Source organism: Saccharopolyspora sp. ID03-671 (assembly GCF_045278815.1).
Lineage (GTDB): Bacteria > Actinomycetota > Actinomycetes > Mycobacteriales > Pseudonocardiaceae > Saccharopolyspora > Saccharopolyspora ipomoeae.
Genome location: NZ_CP134054.1, coordinates 85707 through 102903, shown reverse-complemented (window position 1 = coordinate 102903; position 17197 = coordinate 85707). Strand labels below are relative to the sequence as shown.

Annotated in this window: 15 protein-coding genes; 6 read left to right on the top strand and 9 right to left on the bottom strand. The window is 71.4% G+C overall.

Features of this window, described 5'->3' with window-relative positions:
• Nucleotides 1-2: 2 nt before the first annotated feature.
• From REH65_RS00520 to REH65_RS00505, 4 genes are all read right to left on the bottom strand, one after another.
• The gene (locus REH65_RS00520; RefSeq protein ID WP_406690755.1) at nt 3-785 is read right to left on the bottom strand and encodes a sulfite exporter TauE/SafE family protein; all 783 of its coding nucleotides are present in this window, start codon (nt 783-785) and stop codon (nt 3-5) included.
• 11 nt (nt 786-796) lie between these two features.
• Nucleotides 797-1369: a rhodanese-like domain-containing protein gene (locus REH65_RS00515; protein ID WP_406690754.1), complete on the bottom strand. Its 573-nt coding sequence runs from the start codon at nt 1367-1369 to the stop codon at nt 797-799.
• A gap of 26 nt (nt 1370-1395) precedes the next feature.
• The gene (locus REH65_RS00510) at nt 1396-2805 is read right to left on the bottom strand and encodes a rhodanese-like domain-containing protein (RefSeq protein WP_406690753.1); all 1410 of its coding nucleotides are present in this window, start codon (nt 2803-2805) and stop codon (nt 1396-1398) included.
• Between the two features lie 74 nt (nt 2806-2879).
• A complete protein-coding gene (locus REH65_RS00505; RefSeq protein ID WP_343231358.1) occupies nt 2880-3143 on the bottom strand; it encodes a metal-sensitive transcriptional regulator in 264 nt (87 codons plus the stop codon).
• 114 nt (nt 3144-3257) lie between these two features.
• Here REH65_RS00505 and REH65_RS00500 point away from each other — a divergent pair, with 114 nt between their 5' ends.
• On the top strand, nt 3258-3773 hold the full coding sequence (locus tag REH65_RS00500; RefSeq protein ID WP_406690752.1) for an isochorismatase family protein: 516 nt from the start codon (nt 3258-3260) through the stop codon (nt 3771-3773).
• 16 nt (nt 3774-3789) lie between these two features.
• Nucleotides 3790-4533: an enoyl-CoA hydratase-related protein gene (locus REH65_RS00495; RefSeq protein WP_406693293.1), complete on the top strand. Its 744-nt coding sequence runs from the start codon at nt 3790-3792 to the stop codon at nt 4531-4533.
• A gap of 63 nt (nt 4534-4596) precedes the next feature.
• On the opposite strand, the gene REH65_RS00490 is transcribed toward REH65_RS00495, so the two are convergent.
• Entirely contained in the window at nt 4597-6105 is a 1509-nt protein-coding gene (locus REH65_RS00490; RefSeq protein WP_406690751.1) for an MFS transporter, read from the bottom strand.
• Nucleotides 6106-6410: 305 nt separating this feature from the next.
• On the opposite strand from REH65_RS00490, the gene dapA reads away from it, so the two are divergent.
• Nucleotides 6411-8804, top strand: coding sequence for a 4-hydroxy-tetrahydrodipicolinate synthase (gene dapA, locus REH65_RS00485; protein ID WP_406690750.1), 2394 nt, complete (start codon nt 6411-6413; stop codon nt 8802-8804).
• Nucleotides 8805-8856: 52 nt separating this feature from the next.
• On the opposite strand, the gene REH65_RS00480 is transcribed toward dapA, so the two are convergent.
• The 4 genes from REH65_RS00480 to ribA are packed head-to-tail and all read right to left on the bottom strand — an operon-like array spanning nt 8857 to nt 13423.
• Entirely contained in the window at nt 8857-9978 is a 1122-nt protein-coding gene (locus REH65_RS00480) for a mandelate racemase/muconate lactonizing enzyme family protein (RefSeq protein ID WP_406690749.1), read from the bottom strand.
• Between the two features lie 14 nt (nt 9979-9992).
• On the bottom strand, nt 9993-11096 hold the full coding sequence (locus tag REH65_RS00475) for a mandelate racemase/muconate lactonizing enzyme family protein (RefSeq protein WP_406690748.1): 1104 nt from the start codon (nt 11094-11096) through the stop codon (nt 9993-9995).
• Nucleotides 11093-12196, bottom strand: coding sequence for an alcohol dehydrogenase family protein (locus REH65_RS00470; protein ID WP_406690747.1), 1104 nt, complete (start codon nt 12194-12196; stop codon nt 11093-11095). The genes REH65_RS00475 and REH65_RS00470 overlap by 4 nt, the downstream gene beginning before the upstream one ends.
• Before the next feature lie 21 nt (nt 12197-12217).
• Complete coding sequence (ribA, locus tag REH65_RS00465) at nt 12218-13423, bottom strand: GTP cyclohydrolase II (RefSeq protein WP_281454043.1); 1206 nt, start codon at nt 13421-13423, stop codon at nt 12218-12220.
• A gap of 128 nt (nt 13424-13551) precedes the next feature.
• Between ribA and REH65_RS00460 the strand changes: the two genes are divergently transcribed.
• The 3 genes from REH65_RS00460 to REH65_RS00450 are packed head-to-tail and all read left to right on the top strand — an operon-like array spanning nt 13552 to nt 17181.
• Nucleotides 13552-15075 carry an FAD-dependent oxidoreductase gene (locus REH65_RS00460; protein ID WP_406690746.1) on the top strand — a complete coding sequence of 508 codons (1524 nt, stop codon included), beginning with the start codon at nt 13552-13554 and terminating at the stop codon, nt 15073-15075.
• 40 nt (nt 15076-15115) lie between these two features.
• A complete protein-coding gene (locus REH65_RS00455; protein WP_406690745.1) occupies nt 15116-15619 on the top strand; it encodes a flavin reductase family protein in 504 nt (167 codons plus the stop codon).
• Between the two features lie 38 nt (nt 15620-15657).
• Entirely contained in the window at nt 15658-17181 is a 1524-nt protein-coding gene (locus REH65_RS00450; protein ID WP_406690744.1) for an aldehyde dehydrogenase (NADP(+)), read from the top strand.
• Nucleotides 17182-17197 lie beyond the last annotated feature (16 nt).

The window sequence follows — 17197 nt, the reverse complement described above, 5'->3', positions numbered from 1 at the left end:
GCTCAGCCGAGCGCCGCCGGATCGACGACGGCGGCTGCGGCGACGAAGACGGCGACCGCGAGGACGACCACGGCGAACCCCCGGCGCACCGCGGCGGGGTCGAGCCTGCTCGACGCGCGGGCGCTGACGGCCGAAACCCCTGCTGCGGCACCGGCGAACGCGAGCAGGACCCCGTAGTCGACCTGGTCGGCGGCACCGGTGTGGGCGGCGAGCCCGGCGATCGAGTTGATCAGGACGACGACCAGCGAGGTGGCCACGGCTTCCTGCGCTCCCAGCCCGAGCAGCAGGGCGAGCGCGGGCACGATCACGAATCCACCGCCCACGCCGAACAAACCGGTGAGGACACCGACCGCCGCACCGGCCAGCAGGGATTTCGGCAGGCAGCTGCGCCAGCGCACGCCGCCGTCGCGGGTGCGGCAGGCGCCGACGCGCTCGTCACCGCCGCGCAGCATCCGCACGGCCACGACGAGCATGAGCGCGGCGAAGGCCAGCAGCAGCCAGCGCTGCGGTATTCCCCGTCCGAGCGCGGCACCGGCGAAGGCGGCCGGGATGCCGGCCGCGCCGAAGACCAGCGCGACCGGCCACCGCACCGCGCTGCGGCGTTGCCGGGGGATCAGCCCGCCCACCGCCGACAGCGCCACGACGGCCAGGGACGTGGGGATCGCGGTCTGCAGGGGTTGCCCGACGCCGTAGACCAGTGCGGGGATGGCGAGGATCGACCCGCCCGCGCCGAGCAACCCGAGCATCAGGCCGATGACCGCACCGAAGACCGCTGCCAGCACCAACGGAGCTCACCTCATCCGTTGGTCAGCGCAGCCAGTTGCGCCCGCGGGTTCGAGCGGGGCGCGCGGTTGTGCGGCAGCAGCGACAGCGCCCTGGCCATCGCGCAGGTGTCGGTGACGGCGGCGAAGGTCAGGCCACCACCGACGAATCCGGCCAGCCACTTGGCCTTCTCGTAGCGGGTGCCGGCCAGCACGCCGGTGAGCACGAGCAGCCCCGCCGCCAATCGCACCTGCCGTTCCATCGCCCACGTGCCGCGACCGCGGTGGACTTCGCCGTCGTCGTCCTCCCAGGCCGCGATCCCGCCGCGCAGGACGCTGATCCGGCGCCACCCGGCGCTGTCGAGCACCGCCCGGGCCTGCTCGGCTCGGTTGCCGGAGGCGCAGACCAGCACCACGTCGTCGTCGTGATGCGCGGTGAGCTCGTGGTGGTGCTCCCGCAGCAGGTCCAGGGGAACGTTGTGCGAACCGGGGATGCGCGCGGCGGCGAACTCACCGGGCGTGCGGACGTCGATCAGACGAATTCGGTTGTCACCGAGCAGTTCTCGCAGTCGCGCGGGATCGACCGGGGTCGACGCGGAGGGGGTCATGCCGTGGGATTCCTCTCGTTGGTTTGTCAGCTGCTCATCGGGACGCCGGCCTCGGCGGCCGTGCCGAAGTGGTCGTCGACGAGGACGACCGCGCGTCCGGCGGCCTCCAGCACCGAAGCCGCGGCCGTGGCGCGATAGCCGCTGCCGCAGTGCACCCACACGACACCGGCGGGCACCTCGTCGACTCGCTGCGCCAGTTCGTAGAGCGGGATGTGCACGGCGTCGACGAAATGGGAAGCGGCGAACTCGTTGTGGGTCCGCACGTCCAGCACCACGTCCGGAGCGGGCAGCTCGCCGGGTTCGCCGCGCAGCGCGGCAGCCAGGTCGGCGAAGCTCGCGGTCCGGGTGCTGCGCACCTGACCCGGGTCCGCGGCCAGCTCGTCGGGTGTGCCGACCGCCGCTCCGGCGAACTCGTCGATGCCGATGCGCGCGAGCTCGCGCTGCGCCTCGACGACCTGCTCGCGGGATTCGCCGAGCAGCGTGATCGGCGCACCCCACTCGATCATCCATCCCAGCCAGGTCGCCATCGGACCGTCCAGGCCGAGGCTGACCGCGCCCGCCAGGTGCGAGACCACGAACGCCTTGCGGGAACGCAGGTCCACGACCCATTCGCCCGCGTCCAGCCGCTGCCGCAGCGCGTCCGGTTCCGCCCGGGAGGGCGCGCGCAGGTCCAGCGGCTCCGGGCCTGCGCTGTTGCGGACGCCCATGTGCGCGTAGTAGGCCGGGTAGGCGTCCAGGCCGGACAGCGTCTGCCGGACGAAGTCGCCCTCCCCCAGCGTCAGCGCCGGGTTGCTGAGCTTCTGCTCCCCGACCGTCGCCGAATCACCCGAGGCCTGCGTGGCCGAGCAGAAGCTCCCGAACCCGTGGGTGGGCCAGATCTGCGCCCCGTCGGGAAGCAGTTCGGCGAGCCTGCGCGCGGAGCTGTGCTGGTGACGGGCCAGCTCCTCGCTGTGCTCGGCGCCCAGCAGGTCGGTGCGGCCGGTCGTGCCGAACAGCAGCGAACCCCCGGTGAACACCCCGACCGGGCCGTCGGCGGATTCCAGCACGTAGGAGAGGTGGTGGAAGGTGTGGCCGGGCGTGGCCACCACGCGCAGCCGCATCCGGGCGGACAGCTCCACGACGTCACCGTCGGCCAGGCCGCGGCCCGCGAAGGGCAGCTCGTCGGCCGCGGCCACCCCGTACTCCGCGCCGGTGAGCCGGGCCAGTTCCAGACCCCCGGAGACGTAGTCGTTGTGCACGTGCGTCTCGACGACCAGGGCGATGCGGGCACCGACCCGACCGGCCGCGGCGAGCACCCGGTCCACGTCGCGCTGCGGGTCCACCACCACCGCGACCTCGCCGTCGGAGGCCAGGTAGCTGCGGTCGCCCAGCGACGACGTCTCGATCACCTCGACGGTCGGCCCGCCGAGCCGTTCTCCCTCGTCCAGCGACGTCACGATCACTCACTCCTCCCTATACCCCCTGGGGTATGAACTAGACGCACTTCTCCCTGGATCCACTGCGCGCTCGCTCAGGCGAGCGCGAGGAACAGCCGCTCCAGCTCCTGCTCGGTCATCGGCGGCTCGTCGCCGTCCTCCCTGGCCTGCTGGCAGTGCCGCATCCCGCTGGCCACGATCTTGAACCCGGCCCGATCCAGCGCACGGGAAACCGCCGCGAGCTGGGTGAGCACCTCGGCGCAGTCGCGCCCTTCCTCGATCGCCTCGATCACGCCGCCCAGCTGACCGCGTGCCCGCTTCAGCCTCGTCAGCGCATCGCCGACCATCTCCGGCTTCATCTCCACGGTGACTCCCTTCGCTCACACCAACGTAGCAAACCCCCGGGGGTATTCCTCGGCCGCCGTCGAGTGTTCCGCGCGACACCGCGGAGCGAAGTTGTCTAGGGTCGTGCCATGCCCGTGCTGCGCGCCAACTCGTCCGTCCTGCTGGTCGTGGACCTGCAGGAACGGCTCATGCCCGCCATCGCCGAGGGCCCCGCGGTGCTGGCCAACGCGGCTCGCCTGATCCGCGCGGCCGGGCTGCTGGGGGTGGACGTGCGGGCGACCGAGCAGAACCCCCGGGGACTGGGTCCGACGGTCGGCGAGATCGCCGAGCTGCTGCCGCGACCGGCTCAGCCGAAGACGTCCTTCACCGCCGGGATCGACCCCGGCCCCGGGGCGGTCGTGGTGGCCGGGTGCGAGGCGCACGTGTGCGTCCAGCAGACGGTCCTGGACCTGCGCGAGCGCGGGCGGGACGTCGCCGTGGTGGCCGACGCGGTGGCCAGCCGGGTCGGATCGAACCGCGACCGCGCGCTGGAGCGGATGCGCGACCACGGCGTCGACGTGGTCACCACCGAGATGGTCGTGTTCGAATGGCTGCACGACAGCGAGCACCCCGCCTTCCGCGAGGTGCTCGACCTGATCAGGTGAGGAGGCGGCGTTGACCGTGCGAGTGGAGGGCACCGGCCCGGTGCGCACCATCACGATGGACCGGCCGGAGAAGCGCAACGCCTTCGACGGGGAGATGACCCGGGCACTGGACGCCGCGCTCAACGCGTTCGAGGACGACGACGCCGCCCGGGTCGCGGTGCTCACCGGCGGCGAGGACTTCTTCTCGGCGGGAACCGACATCCGCGCGTGGGCAGGTGAACCCACCGAGCGCGGCGGGCCCTACGGCATCGCCGGGCGCGCGCTGACCAAACCGGTGATCGCGGCTGTGGAAGGCGCCGCAGCGGGCGGCGGGTTCGAGATCGCGCTGTCGGCAACCATGATCGTCGCCTCGACGTCCGCGCACTTCTCCTTCCCCGAGGTCGGCCTCGGCCTCATCGCCGAGTGCGGCGGCCTGTTCCGAGCCCCGCGCGCCCTGCCGCTCAACATCGCCCGCGAACTCCTGCTCACCGGCGAACGACTCCCGGCCCAGCGCGCCCACGACCTCGGTCTCGTCAACCGCCTCACCGAACCGGGACGGGCGCTGGCGGAATCCCTGTCGATGGCCGAGCGCATCGCCGCCCAGGCCCCGATCGCGATCCGCGAAACCCTGCGCGCCGTCGAGTCCGCCCACCCCGCCGACGACGAAGCGGACTGGGCCCGAACCACTCTCGCCAAGACGCGCGCCCGCGACTCCGCCGACGCCACCGAAGGCGTCGACGCCTTCCTCACCAAACGAGAACCCCGCTGGACCGGAGCGTAGGCCCGACCCGAAGGAGCACGCGGTGTGAGGGCGCCGATCCGGCACCCTCACACCGCGGGTGGTTCAGACGCGGTCGTCGACCTTGGGCAGAGGCGCGAGGAGCATCGTCGAGGTGTCCAGGCGCTCGTCGCGGTCCTGGCCTTCGACGAGTTCCCGGGCTTCCCCGGCGGTGGACACCACCGGCACCGAGCCGCGCAGCGGGCGGGAGGCGGTCTCCCGCATGAACAGCGCGGCGCCCAGCGCGATGAGCGAGAAGAACATGACGTAGAAGGCAGGCGCGTAGGTGTTGCCCGTCAGCTCCACCAGGAGCTGGGACACCAGCGGGACGGTGCCGCCGAACAGCGACGTCGCGATGTTCTGCACGAAACCGACCGCGCAGTACCGCGACGCGGTCGGGTACAGCTCGGCCATCACCGCGGCGTTCATGCACAGGAACAGCGTCGAGGGGATCATCACCAGCCCCAGCGCGACGTAGAGCGCCCACGTGCTGCCGAAGTTCATCAGCGCGAACGCGGGCACCAGCAGCACCAGGTTCCCTACCGCGGCCATCAGGTAGACCGGCCTGCGCCCGAGCTTGTCCGACATCCGCGCGAACACCGGCAGCAGCAGGGCCTGCAGGATGAGGATGACGACGGTGGCGACCGCGGTGTGCACCGAGGCGATGCCGACCTGGGTCTCCAGGTAGGTGGGCATGTAGCTGGTCAGCGTGTAGGACGAGGCTCCGTCGGATCCGATGAGGGCGATGCCGATGAGCACCTGCGGCCAGTAGTGCTTGAGCACGCCGGGCAGCTTGTGGCGGGTGAACATCGGGTTGGCCGCCTGCTCGACGGTCTTCTGCTGGGCGGCCTCGAAGCTCGGGGACTCGTCGACCCGGTTGCGCAGCAGGATGGCGATGATGCCGAGCACGAAGGCCAGCAGGAACGGCACCCGCCAGCCACCGCTGATCATGGCGTCCGGTCCCCAGAAGTGGGTGGCGATCCCGCTGGTCAACGCGACCACACCGGCACCGGCCGCGAAGCCGAGCTGCGAACCGCTGTTGAGCAGCGAGGTCCAGAACCCGCGGGTCCGGTCCGGGGAGAACTCCGCGACGTAGGTCGCCGCTCCGGCGTACTCACCACCCGTGGAGAAGCCCTGCGCCATGCGCATCAGGTACAGCAGGACGACGGCCCACACGCCGATCTGCCCCGCGCCCGGCAGCACGCCGATCACGGTGGTGGCCACGGCCATCAGCCCGATGGTGAAGAGCATGACCTTGCGGCGACCGATCTTGTCGCCGAGCGGGCCCAGGATGATCCCGCCGAGCGGGCGGACCAGGAACGACACGGCGAAGCCGAGCAGCGTCACCAGCAGCCCGACCTTCTCGTCCATGCCCTCGGTGAACACCTTGCTCAGCGTGACGGCGAGATAGCCGTAGACGCCGACGTCGTACCACTCGATGAAGTTGCCGACTCCGGCGCCGATCTGCGCCCGGATCAGGGCCGGCTTGTCGACGACGATGCAGTCCTCCTCGCGGAGGCTGCGCGCGCCGTTCGACCCTCCGATGTGGTCGTCCCTGCTACCTGGATCGGACATCTTCGTCCTTTCGTCGCTGACAGCGAAGGCGGGCCGGTTCTCACGTCACCACGGAGACCCACCCTCCATATGTGTTCATATTCCGAACGTAGTGACCGAAAACATTGACAGGGATCGCGCAGGCAAGTCAAGGAGTTCCGCGACCTTGACTCCCGCAGCGCGCCAACCGTAGGTTCCTCTGCGAACGTATTGTTCATTTTTCGAACACCTGTAGGTGTCGGAGCTCGACGTGCGGGAGCACCACCGCGCGGTCGGGCGCGCCGGATTCGATCCGAAACGCTGACGAACCGAGGAGCTTTCGAAGGATGTCGCCGCAACTGGGCGGAATTCTCACCGCCCTGCCCACCCCGTTCGCCCCGGACGGGAAGATCGACGTGGACGCCCTGTCGCGGGTGGTCGAGCGCAACATCGACGGGGGTGTCGACGGTCTCGTCGCCTGCGGCTCGACCGGCGAGTTCGCCGTGCTCAGCGAGCAGGAGCGCATGCAGGTCGTCGAGACCGTCGTCGCCCAGGCCGCCGGGCGGGTCCCGGTCGTGGCCCAGACCGGTGCGGTGAGCACCGCCGAGGCCATCCGGCTGTCCCGCCACGCGCAGCAGGTCGGCGCGTCGGTGGTCATGCTGGTCACGCCCTACTACGAGCCGCTCAGCGAGGCCGAGACCGCGCACTACCTGCGCACGGTCGCCCAGAGCGTCGAGATCCCGGTGATGCTCTACAACCTGCCCGGCGTCACCGGCGTGGACCTCGCCCCCGAGACGATCGGCGAGCTGGCCCGCGAGGTCGACAACATCCGCTACGTCAAGGACACCAACGCCGACATGTCGCGGGTGCGGCAGCTGATCCACCGCTACGGCGACGTGATCAGCACCTTCGGCGGCTGGGACACCCTGATCCTGGCCACGCTCACCGAAGGCGCGGCCGGGGTGGTGGCCGGCAGCGCGAACATCGTTCCGGCCGAGCTGGTTTCGATCCACCGCGCGTTGCAGGCCGGGGAGCTGGACCGGGCGCGCGCCGAGTGGTCCCGGCTCTACCCGCTGATGGAATCCCTGATGACGGTGCCGTTCATCTCCGCGGTCAAGTCGATCCTGGGCTCGCTGGGCCTGCCGGTGGGAGTCCCGCGCAGCCCGCTGATGGAGCTCGACGCCGACACCGCCGACCGGGTCGCCGCCGAGGCCGCCGGAGCGCTCGGAGCACCGGCACCGGTCCGCGCGACGCCCGGGTCGGTGCGGCGCACGAGCGATGCGCGTCCGCTGGTGTCGCAGGCGGATCTGGCGCCGTCGCGGCACTTCGTCGACGGCGGGTACGTCGACTCCACCTCCGGGCGGGTGCTCGACGTCGTCGACCCGTGCTCCGAGCAGGTGCTCTGCCGCACCCCGGACGGCACCGCCGAGGACGTCGACCGGGCGGTCGCCGCGGCCGTGGCCGCGAAGGCGTCCTGGGCGCGGCGCGTCCCCAAGGACCGCTCGGACGTGCTGCACGCCGTGGCCGACCGGGTCCAGGAGCACGCCGACCTGCTGGCGAGGCTGGAATCGGCCAACACCGGCAAACCCCTCGCGGTTTCCCACGACGACATCGTCGGCACCATCGACACGTTCCGGTTCATGGGAGGCGCCGTGCGGGCCGGCACCTCGATGGCCGCCGACGACTACCTCGACGACCACCTGTCGGTCATCCGCCGCGAACCGGTCGGCGTGGTGGGCGTGGTGACGCCGTGGAACTACCCGCTGATGATGGCGGCGTGGAAGATCGCGCCGATCCTGGCCGCGGGCAACACGTGCGTGCTCAAGCCTTCCGAGCAGACGCCCGTGACCACGCTGAAGTTCGCGGAGCTGGTCGCCGACCTGATCCCGCCGGGCGTGCTCAACGTCGTGACCGGGCGCGGTGACGTCGTCGGCGCGCGGTTGTCCTCGCACCCGGACGTGGACCTGGTGGCGCTGACCGGATCGGTCAGCAGCGGCCGTGCCGTGGCGCGCGCAGCGGCCGAAGGGCTCAAGCGGGTGCACCTGGAGCTCGGCGGCAAGGCGCCCGTGGTGATCTTCGAAGACGCCGACCTCGCGCTCGCCGCCTCCACCCTGCGCACCGCGGCGTTCTGGAACTCCGGGCAGGAGTGCGGCGCGGCGTGCCGGGTCCTGGTGCACGAGTCCGTGGCCGACCGGTTCGTCGACCTGCTGGTCCGCGAGGCGGCCACGCTGACCGCCGGTGAGCCGACCGTCGACGGCGTCGAGATCGGCCCCGTCGTGTCCCGGGCGCACTTCGACCGGGTGCGCGGCTACCTCGAACGCGCTCAGCGCGACGGCGCCCGCGCGGTGCTCGGCGGTGGCGCGCTGGAAGGCCCCGGCTACTACATCGCGCCGACGGTGCTCGTGGACGTGCCCGAGGGCGCCGAGATCGCCCGGGAGGAGGTCTTCGGTCCGGTGGTCACGGTGGAGACCTTCCGCGACGAGGACGAGGCGATCCGCCGCGCAAACGACGTGCCCTACGGCCTGTCGGCGTCGGTGTGGACCGACGACGCCCGCCGTTCCCACGACCTCCCGGCCAGGCTGGACGCGGGAACGGTCTGGGTGAACTCGCACCTGGCGCTCGCCAACGAGGTCCCCTGGGGCGGGTTCAAGGGATCCGGGTACGGCCGCGACCTGTCGATCTACGCCCTCGACGACTACTCCCGCACCAAGCACGTCATGCACCACCACGCGCGGTCCTGAACGCGCGAAGAGGGGCGGTGGTTCCGGAGAACCACCGCCCCTCTCGTCGTTCCTAGCTCCAGACCTCGACCGGCTCGCCCAGCTCCTCGACGTGCACGTCGATGCCCAGACCGGGGCGGTCCGGGACGAGCACGCCGCCTTCGGCGATCGGGGCGTCGAACGCGGCGGTCTCGACGCTGACCATGTCGCGGCTGTCGAGGACGCAGCGCAGCGCGTGCTCCGGCACGGTGGCGGCCAGGTGGGCCACTGCCGCGAAGGCGATGGTGGAACCCACGGTGTCCTGCACGCTGACCGTCACCCCGGACGCCAGGGCGATGTCGCGGTGCCGGCGCCCCCGGGTGAGCCCGCCGACCTTGGAGACCTTCAGCCCCATCCCGTCGGCCGCGTCGTGGGTGATCATCGTGATCAGGTCGTCCTCGTGCTGCACCAGCTCGTCGAGCACGATCGGGACCGGGCAGCGCTGCCGCAGCGAGAGGGTCTCCCGCCAGGTGCGGCACGGTGCTTCCAGGACGAAGTCCAGGCCGTCCGGCAGCATCCGCAGCATCCGCAGCGCGGTCTCGGGGGTGAGCCCGCCGTTGGCGTCGGCCAGGAAGAACTCGCCCGGCCTGCGGTCGGCCAGGCAGGCGGCGATCCGCTCCGCGTCCAGCGCGGGCCCGCCCTCGGCGTCCAGCGCCCCGATCTTGATCGAGTGGCCGAGGTAGCCCTGCTCGCGGTGCTGGGCCACGCGTTCGCGCATCTCGGCCGGGGTTCCCGCGTAGATCGAGGAGATCATCGGCAGCCGATCTCCCGTGGAACCGCCGAGCAGCTCGCAGACCGGCAGCCCGACCGACTTGCCGAAGACGTCCCAGCAGGCCAGGTCGATCGCGGACTTGGCGTGGTTGTGCCCGACCAGCGCGGCGTCCATCGCCTCGTTGACCCGGTCCACCTGGCGCGGGTCGCGGCCCAGCAGCCACGGCGCGATCTCGGCGATGCCCGACCGCGCGCCGAGCCCGTGCGCGGCGATGTAGGTGGAGCCGAAAGGCGTGCTCTCGCCCCAGCCCTCGATCCCGTCGTCAGTGACCACCCGGACGAACGAGCCGTCGAAGCTCCGGTACTCCCGGCCTCCCGACAGCCGGTACACCCCGCCCGGGTAGGGCAGGTCCCGCTGGTACAACTCGATCTTCTCGATCTTCACCGAACAACCGCCTCTCAGAAGGACGCCACCGGGGCGCCGAAGACCGTCTCGTCCGGGCTGATTCCCAGACCTGCCCCCTGGGGGCGCTTGATGTGCCCGTTGTCGGCGACCATGCCGTTCTCCGGGTCGTAGTGGCCGTCGATGTGGTCGGCCGCGAGCCACACCCCTTCCAGCAGCTCGGGGGCGACCGTGGCCCCGAGGTGGGTGCAGGCTGCGGCGATGATGTCGCCGCCCCACGAGTCGTCGCAGGTGTGCGGCAGGTTCCGCGCCGAGCACAGGTCCCGGAAGGCGCGCATCGGGTACAGCCCGCCGAGCCGGGTGATCTTCATGCCGAACCCGTCGACGAGCCCGGTCCCGGCCGCGCTGATCGCGGCGTCCAGGCTCGTGCCGTTCTCGTCCAGGTAGAGGGCGTGAGCGAGCTGCGGGCGGATCTTGCGCAGGTCTTCGACGGTGTTGCAGGGCTGTTCCATGACGAGGGGAACGTCCGGGCATTCCCGGCTGATGCGCAGCGCGTCGCCCGTGGTCAGGCTGCGGTTCCCGTCGACCGCCAGGCGCACGCCCGAACCTCGCAGGACCTCCCAGACCTTGCGGATGGTCTCGACGTCCTGCTCCACCGGCCGCCCGCCGACCTTCACCTGCAACCGCGGATAGCCCTGGTCGCGCTTCTCCGCGGCGAGGCGTGCGGTCTCGTCCGGATCGCCGACGATGGTCGAGTAGTAGGACGGGACGCTGTCGGCGAGCGCTCCGCCGAGCAGATCGGCGACGCTGACCCCGAGGTGCTTGCCCAGCAGGTCGTGAGCGGCGATGTCGATCGCGGCCTTGGCGTAGTTGTGCCCGTGCAGCAACCCGTTCATCCGCCGGTGCAGCGGAACCGGGAGCACCTCGCCGCCCAGCAGGCCGGGTGCCATCTCCGAGATCGCGGCGACGGCACCCGCCGCGTGGGACTCGGCGTAGGTGGGGCCGACCGGGCAGGTCTCGCCCCAGCCCACCAGGCCGTTGTCGGCGACGAGCTTGACCAGCGTGGTCCTCAACGCCCAGACCTCGGCGTGGGCCATCCGGTACGGACCGTCGTGGACGGGCAGGTCGTGGCTGAAGGCGTGGACTTCGGCGATCCTCAAACGTCTGCCTCCGGCATCGTGAGCACGAGCTTGCCCATGTGCTTCTTGCTCAGGAACTCCTCCTGAGCGGTCCCGATCTCGTGGAGCGGGAACACCTTCGCCACGTGCGGCCGGAACTCGTCGGCCTCGACGTAGGACAGGAGGTTCGCGAACACCTCGTCCTCCTGGAACGTGCAGCCGGCCAGCGTCAAGTCCTTGAGGTAGAGGGTGCGCAGGTCGATCTCGGCGATCGGCCCGGCGATCGCGCCCGCGGTGGCGTAGCGGCCGCCCTTGCGCAGCACGTCGAGGAACGCAGGCCACTGCTCGCCGCCGACCAGGTCGACCACGACGTCGACCGATTCCGTCCCGAGCTCGGCGACCAGGTCGGCGCTGCGGTCGACGACCCGGTCGGCCCCGAACGCGCGCACCTCGTCGGCCTTGGCGGACGAGCACAGCGCGATCACCGTCGCCCCGCGCCGCTTCGCCAGCTGCACCGCCGCCGAGCCCACACCACCGGACGCACCGGTGATCACCACGGTTTCCGCGCCGAGACCGACGCGGTGCAGCATGTTCTCGGCCGTGGAGTAGGCGCACGGCACCGCCGCGAGCTCCACGTCAGACCAATCGCAGTTCACCGCGTGCGTCTCACGCGCGGGCGCGACCGCGAACTGCGCGAAACCACCGTCGCACTCGCTGCCGAACGTCCAGCACTCGTAGGGCCGGTAATCGACGTAGCTGCGCAGCATGTTCCGCACCAGCACCCGCTCCCCGATCCGCGCCCGGTCCACGCCCTCGCCCACCGCGGCGATGCGACCGCAGCAGTCGGCTCCCTGGATCCGGGGGAACTCCAGTGGTTTCCCCGACCAGGACGCGTCGGCGTCGTCGACGGAGTCGAACCCGCCCGCTCCCCCGGTCCCGGTGGACCGCGCGACCGATTTCGAGTACCAGCCGATCCGGGTGTTGATGTCGGTGTTGTTCACCCCGGCCGCCGAGACCCGGATCAGGACCTCCCCGGGCCCGGGTTCGGGCACGGCGACATCGGTCCGGTAGTCGAGCCGGTCGATCCCGCCGTGGCCGGTGAGCTGCACCGCGTGCATGGTGCGTGGAAGGGAATCCGCCATTCGTGCTCTCCTGGATCGTCGTCAGACCGGAAGTCCGAGCAGGTGCCCCATCCGGTCCCGCTTGGTGGTCAGGTAGCGCCTGTTGTGCTCGTTGGGCTCGGCCTCCAGCGGCAATCGTTCGCTGATGGTGATGCCCCGGTCGGCCAGCGCCCGGCACTTGTCGGGGTTGTTGGTCAGCAGCCGCACCGATTCGACGCCGAGCTCGGTGAGGATCAGCGCGGCCGGGTCGTAGTCGCGGCTGTCGACCGGTAGCCCCAGCGCCCGGTTGGCCTCCAAGGTGTCCATCCCCTGGTGCTGCTGCAGCTCGTAGGCGCGCAGCTTGTGCCCGAGACCGATCCCGCGGCCCTCGTGCCCGCGCATGTAGACGATCACGCCGCTCCCGGCCGCGGCGACCGACTCCATCGCGGTGCGCAGCTGGGACCCGCAGTCGCAGCGCAGCGAGCCGAGCAGGTCGCCGGTGAGGCATTCGCTGTGCAACCGCACGAGCACGTCCTCGCCGTCGACATCGCCCATCACCAGCGCGAGGTGTTCGACACCGTCCGCGGTCTCGTAGCTCAGCGCGCGGAAGTGGCCGAGCTCCGTCGGCAGTTCGGCCTGCCCGGTGCGGCGGACTCCGCCGTGCTCGCGCATCCAGTCGACCAGGGAGGCGATCGAGATCATCGGGATGCCGTGCTCGGCGGCGAAGCGGTCCAGCTCCGGCCGGCGCATCATGTCCTTGCGGTCGGGCGTGACGATCTCGCACAGCAGGGCCGCACCGCTGAGCCCGGCCGCGCGGCACAGGTCCACCCCGGCCTCGGTGTGGCCGGTGCGCTCCAGCACCCCGCCCGGCTTGGCCCGCAGCGGCATCACATGGCCGGGGCGCGCCAGTTCGCCGGGCGCGAGCGTCGGGTCGGCCAGCGCGCGGATGGTGGCGGCGCGGTCACCTGCGCTGATGCCGGTGCTGGTGCCGTGGCGGTAATCGACGCTGACCAGGAACGCGGTCTGGTGGCTCTCGGTGTTGGCGGTGACCATCAGGTCGAGTTCGAGCTCGGCTGCCCGGCGCTCGTCGATCGACACGCACAGGAATCCCGAGGTGTGCTCCAGGAAGAACGCGACCTGATCGGTGGTGGCGTGTTCGGCGGCCATGATCAGGTCGCCCTCGTTCTCCCGGTCCTCGTCGTCGACGACGAGGACCATCCCGCCTGCGGCGAGTGTCGCGACGGCTTCGGCAATGCTCGACGTGGGCATCGATCTCTCCTGCACGCGTGTCTCGGTTCGGCCGCCGGTGGCGCCGAGTGATGGCCGGGTGGTGCGCGTTGCGCTGTCCGGAGGACGCACTGCATCTTACGTTCAATTACTGAACGCTACGTTCACGGATGGTGGCATCCCGACTCAGCGGCGTCAAGCGAGAATCCCCGCCTGACCTTGCAAGTCCCCATCCATCGAGACTATTGACGAGCACGGCGAGCGGGGTCACAATATCGCCATCGCGTTCGCATATTGAACGTTCTGTTCGTAACTTTCTTCTTGGTTCTCCCGCACGTCGAGCGCGCCGCGGGGCGGACCGAACGACCCCGAGTGCGAGGGAGTGCTGTCACGTGACCGAGGAAGCTGACGTCGTCGTGGTCGGCGGCGGGATCGCCGGGCTCATCACCGCCCGCGAGCTCGGCCGCAAGGGCCTGCGGGTCACCGTGCTGGAAGCCCGCGACCGCCTCGGCGGGCGGGTGTGGACCGATCACCGGCTGGGCCGCGACCTGGAGATCGGCGGGACCTGGCTGCACTGGACCCAGCCGCACGCCTGGTCCGAGGTCACCCGCTACGGCCTGGACATCACTCGCGGTCCGCGTCCCGAGGAGGCCTACTGGCTGGCCGGCGACGAGGTCCGCACCGGCACCCTCGACGGGTTCATGGAGCTCATCGACCCGGGCATGCGCCGGTTGCTGCACGAGACCATGCAGCGCATCCCCCGCCCGCACGACCCGCTGTCCGAACCCGGGCTGAAGGACGTCGACGGCGCCAACCTGCGGGACAAGCTCGACGAGCTCGACCTGCCCGTCGAGGAGTACCGCGCCAACGAAGCGGCCTGGGTCGGGCACTTCAACGCCCCGCTGGAGGACGGCGCCTACACCAGCGCGCTGCGCTGGACCGCCGCCACCGCCGGCTCCTGGCACCTGATGCACGAAGCCTCGGCGGTGTTCCGGCTCGCCGGGGGCACCCGCTCGCTGGTCGAGTCCATCGTGGCCGACACCGACGCCGACATCCGCACCTCCACCGAGGTCGCGCACGTCGAGCACGACGCCGACGGCGCCGTCGTGACCACCACGACCGGCGAGCGGATCACCGCGCGGCGCGTCGTGCTGACCCTGCCGCAGAACGTCCTCGGCGGACTGCCCGTCTCCCCCGCGCTGTGCGCGGAGAAGCAGGCCGCCACCGAGGAAGGCACCGCCTCCAAGGGGGTGAAGGTCTGGATCCGGGTGCGCGGGCCGATCACGCCGTTCTTCGCCTACTCCTCGGCCTCGCACCCGCTCTCGGTGGTGCGCACCGAGTTCGTCGGTGACGACGACGCGGTGCTGGTGTCCTTCGGCGCCGACGCCCGCCGCATCTCCCCGAACGACCTCGACGCCGTCCGCGAGGCGCTCCGGGTGTGGCGCGACGACCTGGAGGTCCTGGAGGTGACCGGGCACGACTGGGTGGCCGACCCGCTCTCCCGCGAGACCTGGCTGATCCAGCAGCCGAACCAGCTCACCCGCTACTTCGCCGCGCAGCAGCGCGCCGAAGGCGTCCTGCACTTCGCGGGCAGCGACTACGCCAACCTCTGGGCCGGATTCATCGACGGCGCCATCGAGAGCGGCCACCGGGTGGCCCGCGAGGTCACCGCCGGACTGACCGAAACCGCCTGACCGCACCGCATTTCGGCACCGACTGGAAGGAAAAGCGATCATGACGCTGTCGACTCCGACGATTGAACCCCGCTACTTCCGCGACGTCATCGGCCACCTGCCCACCGGCGTGACCGTCGTGGCCGGGCGCGATTCCGAGACCGGTGCCCCCGCCGGTCTCGTCGTGGGCACCTTCCAATCCCTGTCGCTGGACCCGCCGCTGGTGACCTTCAGCGTCGCCACCACCTCCAGCAGCTGGCCGAAGGTCCGCACCGGCGGCTTCTTCAGCGCCAGCGTCCTGGCCGACGGCCAGCACCACGTCTGCCAGGCCATGTCCAGCAAGCAGGGCGACAAGTTCGCCCAGCTCGACTGGCACGAATCCGCCGAGGGCACCCCGCAGATCGCCGGTGCGCACGCCTGGATCGACTGCAAGACCGTGCAGGAGCTCGAAGGCGGCGACCACGTGATCGTCGTCGCCGAGGTCCTGCGCCTGCAGGCGGGCGGCGGCCGGCCGCTGATCTTCCACCGCGGCCGCCTCGGCGGCTACTGCGAGCCCAACCCGTGACAACCCGCCCGCACGACGAAGTGAGAGCAGACGAGCACATGAGCACCACACCGAACCCCACCGAAACCGAGGAAGCGCAGGAGCAGCTCGACCGCGTCCTGTCCGCCGCGGCCGACTGCACCTGGTCCCAGACCTCCCCGCACACCAGGGCCGACGCCCTGGCCGCGGTCGCCGACGCCCTGGACGCCCGCTCCGACGCCCTCGTCCGTGAAGCCCTGCGGGAGACCGGCCTGCCCGAGGCCCGGCTCACCGGCGAGCTCACCCGCACCACCGTTCAGCTGCGCATGTTCGCCGAGGAACTGCGCGACGGTTCCTACCTGCGCATCGCGCTGGACCGCGCCGACCCGGACTTCGCCCTGGGCGCGCGCCCCGACCTGCGCCGCTGGCTGATCCCGGTCGGCCCGGTCCTGGTCTACGCGGCGAGCAACTTCCCGTTCGCGTTCTCCGTCGCCGGTGGCGACACCGCCTCGGCGCTCGCGGCCGGGTGCCCCGTGGTGCTCAAGGCCCACCCCGGACATCCCGAGACCTCCCGCCTCACCGCCGAGACCGTGCTCACGGCGCTGCGTGAATCCGGTGCCCCGGAGGGCACGTTCGCGCTGATCACCGGCAGGCAGGCCGGGGTCTCGGCGTTGCGCGACCCGCGCGTCGCCGCCGGTGCGTTCACCGGCTCGGTCACCGGGGGCCGCGCCCTGTTCGACATCGCCTCCTCCCGGCCGGATCCGATCCCGTTCTTCGGCGAGCTCGGCAGCATCAACCCCGCCGTGGTCACCGCCGGAGCCGAGCGCGAGAGCGCCGAGCAGATCGCCGCCGGGTTCGTCGGCTCGTTCACGCTAGGGGCCGGCCAGTTCTGCACCAAACCCGGAATCCTGCTGCTGCCCAGCGGTTCCGAGCTGCCCAAGCGGATCGCCGAACTCGCCCGGGACGTCCCCGCAGCCCGGATGCTCACCTCGGCCATCGCCGAGCGCTACCGGGAGACCACCGCGCAGCTCTGCGAGCTCGACGGCGTCGAGGTGCTGGTGCGCGGCACCGAGGAACCCGATCCGTCCGGCGTCGCCCGGGTCAGCCCGACCGTGCTGCACGCGGGTGGCGCGAGCGAGCTGCTGACCGAAACCGCGCTGCTGGAGGAGAACTTCGGCCCGTTCGCGGTGATCGCCGAGTACTCCTCCGACGAGGAGCTGCGCTCCGTCCTCGCCGCCGTGCCGGGCTCGTTGACGGTGACCGTCCACGCCGCCGACGACCCGGGCCCCGACGAGCGGCGGAGCCTGCGCGACCTCGTGGCGCTCGCAGCGGCCGGGTCCGGCCGGATCGTGTTCGGGCAGTGGCCCACCGGCGTCGCGGTCACCCCCGCCCAGCAGCACGGCGGCCCGTACCCGGCCACCACCGCCGCGTCGACCACGTCGGTGGGCACCGCGGCCATCGACCGGTTCCTGCGCCCGGTGACCTACCAGAACGCCCCCGAGTTCCTGCTGCCCGAAGCGCTCCGCGAGTCCAACCCGCTGGGCCTGCCCCGCAGCACCCACCAGCCCGGCGCTTCGCAGCGGTGGACCGCGCCGCAGCAGTAGATCCCCCTTCTTCGAG